Genomic DNA, 4,642 nt, shown 5'->3' on the forward strand with positions numbered 1-4,642 from the left:
GTCACCCGGGAAATACTACTGCGCGCATCCGCAGGAACATGCAACCGCCAGTCCCCGTTTTCCCACACCATGACCATATCCATACTCCGCCACTCACCAGAGGAGGTTTGAATCATCACCCGAATCGAGGCCCGATCCGAAGAAAACGATAAATACTTATACCCACCCAGCTGGAACGACGATTCACCATTACGAGCTTTACTTTTGAGCAGGCTCTCTTTCGCAGCCACCCGCCCAGGCCCCGTTAACGCCTGATCCAACGCAGCATTACGTACCTCTGGGTCATTAATCTGCACCAGTGTCCACGCCGCCGCGTACAAAGCACCTTCTGCTGAATGCTCAAAACAGCGCCGGAACGGATCGTCTGTTTTCGGCCCTACAGACGATGACACCGGCCCGGTCCACCCCGAATCCGTCGTCACCCACTGCGTGCCCTTAGGCGCTCGATCCCGCACCGACTCATCAGCAGAGACCCCAGCACCAGCACACCCAGCAGCCGATGAAGCTCCCCCGGTGCCACCGGCGGCAGCAGAAGCAGACGACGACGAGGAACTATCCCCACCACCACGCGGTAAGGAAATAATCACCACCGCCAGCAGCAACACGCCGACCGAGATAAGACCCCCAAGCTTCCACTTCGGTAACGATACTTTCCCACTCATACACGCGCTCCTTCCAAGAAATGCAAGAGATTGAAGGGAATAAATGAAAGACAGGTGGGTAGGGGCACGGTTATAGTGGCCCTACCCACCAAACCGGCAGCGGCTACTTCACAAACGCGCCAACAATACCCGAGGCAGAAGCAGCGACCACAGACCCGCCGCAGACCCAGCCCAATGCCGCGAGATGTTGCCCACCCTGGCCTCGATGATGGTTAATCATCATCGCTCCAGCAGTAATCAAGACCCCTAGCACCGCTAGACCAAAGACGATCCAGGCACCCCATTTAAGAAACGTCAGAAAACCACCAGACCCGGGCGGGGCCTCCCCTTGCCCTGGATTCGGCACCTCAGCCATCACCACAGCAGTCTTCATAAAAAAAGAATTCAGCGCAGCAAGCACATTTCCTCCACTAATTACTAGACTTCCCAGACCAACACAGCCCAGGAAAAACCCAGACCCCCAAGCACCCAGCACCACAAGCGCCACTAGGCACCTAAAAAACGGGGGTCTCACATATAAGTTGCTTTTGGGAGCTAAAAGCGCAACAAAAACAGCAAAAAACTTTTCTCTCACTGCCCGCGTGGGCATAAAAAGAAGGTGGCCACCACAAAAATGGCAGCCACCTAAAACCAATATGATATTACTTTAATATCATATGAAATATGCGCAGTATACTCTTAGCCCATACACAGACAAGAATTCCCTGACCATCCCACAAACACACTTGAACAGACCCATGCTCGTTCACACGACTTAACCTTCAATTATCGCAGAAAGCGCTTTCCATTCCAGAAAACCAAAACGCAAAAGCAGCCGCTTCACAACCCACACAAGACTGTAATGTAACATGCTAATTCCCAATCCCGAGAAGAAAAAGCAGGAAACCATCAACAGCAGATACGGCCACCACGGCACATAACGCCCATCATGAAAACCAGCATTCTGAAAGACCCAATCCATAAAGGTAGGCACGACCCAGGAAATCATGACGAAATACATAAGGACAGCCCACCCACCAAATAAAATTAGAAAATGGGTTACCCCATACAGAACGGCTACCCACCGTTTCTTTGATGCCACACCAAGATACCTATTCTTCTTCTGTTCACCAGACCCTGGAACTGCTGAAGAAGAAACTAAGGAGTCTAATTTATCGATATTTACTATGACTATGATGCACAAAGTAAGAATGCTTACAAAAACAAGAAAATCAACTAACATGCTCGCCATCATGGTTTCCTCTCCTGTCCCTTCAAATTCAGGGATTTACCCCAAGACCACTGAGAATCTAGCGGATACTCCCAGAAACTAGCCCACTTCTTACGGCGGCGGAGCTTCCGCTCCTGCTTCGGATCATCCACATACCTCATGATCTCCTGTCGTACATCTTCATCCATAAGGACAATATCTTCTTTATCCATGCCTTCGCATGAATCTAGAAAATTCTCATAGGCAGACCGGGATAAAAGACCTAAAAACTCAGCAGCCATACCAAGCCACCTAGCAGACGACAGAGTAAGGGGATTATCAAACTCGGAACGATTCTCGCGCACATCCCGCAGAGCAAAAACACCGCCTGCGCCCTCGACGGCACCTGAAGAAAGAAAATCAACCCTACGGTAGACTTTCTCCAATTCTTCCTGCACCTGCTCCGCCGCTTGCCAGTACGCATTCCTAGTCTGCTGCTCGTCTTCAGCGTTATATATATTTTGTTCCCAATGCCGCATAGCCTTCATCAAAGGAATAAGCCGCTGACCATACCCTTCTCGATTAGTACTCAGAAAATAAGAAACATTTTCCCTAGAAATAGGAATATACCCAATAATAGGTGAAGCTCCCACGAACTTACGAAACATCCATCCCTGCTCAAGTTTTAACACACGAGTGTCAGAACCGTCCTCGGCTGTACCAATGTCAAACGAGAAAACGTAACCTTTCCACAAAGCCTTGACATATCCTTTCTTGAAGGCCCACAAAATAAAAATAGCAACAACGACGAGAATTAGAACGCTTTCGATGCGCATAACAGAAACCCCTTTCTATTTCCAACTAATTTTTATTTTTAGGAAGACTATCAGCATATTCCACCCAAGCCTCCGCTGCGAAAAAAGCATAGAAAACACCAAATGTAAAAAATACCGCTGTTTCTGCACCGCCTGTACTTACCCCACTCAGGCATTCACGGACTATATATTCCACAAAATTTTGCATCGTGCTAAGAATGTATATAGGTACCGACTTTCCCCAATCCTGGGCAAATACTCCGCCCTTCGCAGCGAAAAATGCACTTGCTAAAAGTAATGCGCCAGCAATCCCTGTATAGACCCACCGAAGCCGAGGAATAATGCCTAGTTCTTTTTTACTCATTTCTGAATTCCTTTCTAAAAATTAGCAACTTCCCGCAAAATCATGAGAAATACCATTCCGGCAATTACGATCATTTCTCCACAAAGAATGATTATGGCCGCGAGAAAAAATTCAATAAAACAACCATCTATGCTTTACGCCTCCTTCTCAGCAATAGCGAGAGTGCCGGTTTCTACGACCGACCGGGCGATCGATAGCATCCGTACCACCTCAGACACATACCGGCCAGCCTCCGGACGGGAAAGCCCAGTCACAGCCATCACATCAGCCTTAGACACTTTCTTCACCGACCCCACCTGCCCGAGCAGCTGCACATACCCGGCAGCGTCCACTTCTTGCGGTAAACACCACAACAACTCCCCAACCGTCACCGGCTCATGGGCTTTCCCGTACTCTTCCCGTGCCGCACGCACCGTCAAAGCCCGAGCAATCACAACCCCGAACTTCCGCACCATCTGCTGCGACCACTGCACCGTCCGCCGAGGAATACCTAAAAACTCAGCAGCAGCCCCCGTATCCCCATCATGCCGAAACGCCAGCACCAGCGCACGTTCAAACGCCACATGATGACCAACCGCTAGTGACAAGGCCCGCAAGATATGCTCCAGCTGCTGATATTGCTCCACATCAAGATCCTGCTGCTCCACATCAAGATCCTGCTCAGCATCGAGGCTCAGCACCAGCGCATCATTCCTCAAAACCCGCCGCACGCACATACGAGCTACATAACGAGCGATCCCCCGAAACCAGGCCCCTAATTCACCCTGAGACGGACCAACCCTTGACGGCGTGTGAAAAGCTGCCAGGTATGTATCCTGGTACACATCCTCCGCATATTCGCACAGGTCATACTTTGCAAGCTCATACGTGATAACCTCACGGATCGTCTCGAAAGCCTCAGCCGTCGCCTCATTCCACACCAGACCCTCACTCGCGGCCACCACAGATTTAACCTGTGAATCCACTGAATCCATTGGATTCTTAGCCTGGAGTGCCGCTACACTAGAAGCGGCGGCGTGGGCAGCTTGTTTTGAATTTACTAAGACCATTTTCGACTCCTGTTCACGTCGCTTTCCTTATACCCAGATACCAGCACTGCCGCTGACCGGGATCTTAAAAATTTCCTGATGATTATTCTTGAAAAATTCGTACAGCCCTTGAGTCGTCGCGGATACCCCACCCTCTAGAGCGTCCATAATGCGCTGACCAAACACCTGCACCGGCAGAGCATCCACACTGCACCCAGCCCGGCGTAAAGATACCTCTAGGGCCGCTACATCAATATCCCCCAGGTGCCGCCTCCAGGTCAGCTCGTGCTGCACCTCATCCAGCTCAGCGGCCCGATGCTCGGCGATGCACCGCTTACACTCCCCCGCCGACAGGCGGCACCGGTGCTGACGGCATACCGCAGCAGAAGATATTCCTGCCCCATTGCCGGGCTGTGACTGGGCTTTCGAGAGCAGCTCACCCCACCCATTTTTCATAGCGGCTGTGACGTAGCCATTTGGGGATTGCACCGGGGCAGTGGCCCGACCCAGCACCAGATCAATCATGCGAACAAACGTCGCAGCGTCCACAGATGTCGCCGGTATTCCGGCGTGGCACAGTGTGG

The 4,642-nt window shown here is 51.2% G+C and carries 7 protein-coding genes; all 7 read right to left on the reverse strand.

The annotated features are described in order from the left end of the window. Positions 1–662 (reverse strand): acyl-CoA synthetase (locus tag D8M41_RS11605; RefSeq protein ID WP_153269380.1); only part of this gene is annotated, 662 nt, incomplete at its 3' end. A 103-nt stretch (positions 663–765) separates the two neighbouring features. Next, the gene (locus D8M41_RS11315; RefSeq protein WP_126927060.1) at positions 766–1,035 is read right to left on the reverse strand and encodes a hypothetical protein; all 270 of its coding nucleotides are present in this window, start codon (positions 1,033–1,035) and stop codon (positions 766–768) included. Positions 1,036–1,416: 381 nt separating this feature from the next. Further along, on the reverse strand, positions 1,417–1,896 hold the full coding sequence (locus D8M41_RS11320) for a hypothetical protein (protein ID WP_126927061.1): 480 nt from the start codon (positions 1,894–1,896) through the stop codon (positions 1,417–1,419). Continuing rightward, positions 1,893–2,687: a hypothetical protein gene (locus D8M41_RS11325; protein ID WP_126927062.1), complete on the reverse strand. Its 795-nt coding sequence runs from the start codon at positions 2,685–2,687 to the stop codon at positions 1,893–1,895. The genes D8M41_RS11320 and D8M41_RS11325 overlap by 4 nt, the downstream gene beginning before the upstream one ends. A 25-nt stretch (positions 2,688–2,712) precedes the next feature. Next, the gene (locus D8M41_RS11330) at positions 2,713–3,030 is read right to left on the reverse strand and encodes a hypothetical protein (RefSeq protein ID WP_037233298.1); all 318 of its coding nucleotides are present in this window, start codon (positions 3,028–3,030) and stop codon (positions 2,713–2,715) included. A gap of 134 nt (positions 3,031–3,164) precedes the next feature. Continuing rightward, positions 3,165–4,079 carry an RNA polymerase sigma factor gene (locus tag D8M41_RS11335; protein WP_126927063.1) on the reverse strand — a complete coding sequence of 305 codons (915 nt, stop codon included), beginning with the start codon at positions 4,077–4,079 and terminating at the stop codon, positions 3,165–3,167. 27 nt (positions 4,080–4,106) lie between these two features. Then, positions 4,107–4,642: hypothetical protein (locus D8M41_RS11530; RefSeq protein ID WP_161970786.1), on the reverse strand; the 536-nt coding region annotated here is incomplete at its 5' end.

The sequence above is a fragment of the Rothia sp. HSID18069 genome, from assembly GCF_003989155.1.
Taxonomy (GTDB): domain Bacteria; phylum Actinomycetota; class Actinomycetes; order Actinomycetales; family Micrococcaceae; genus Rothia; species Rothia aeria.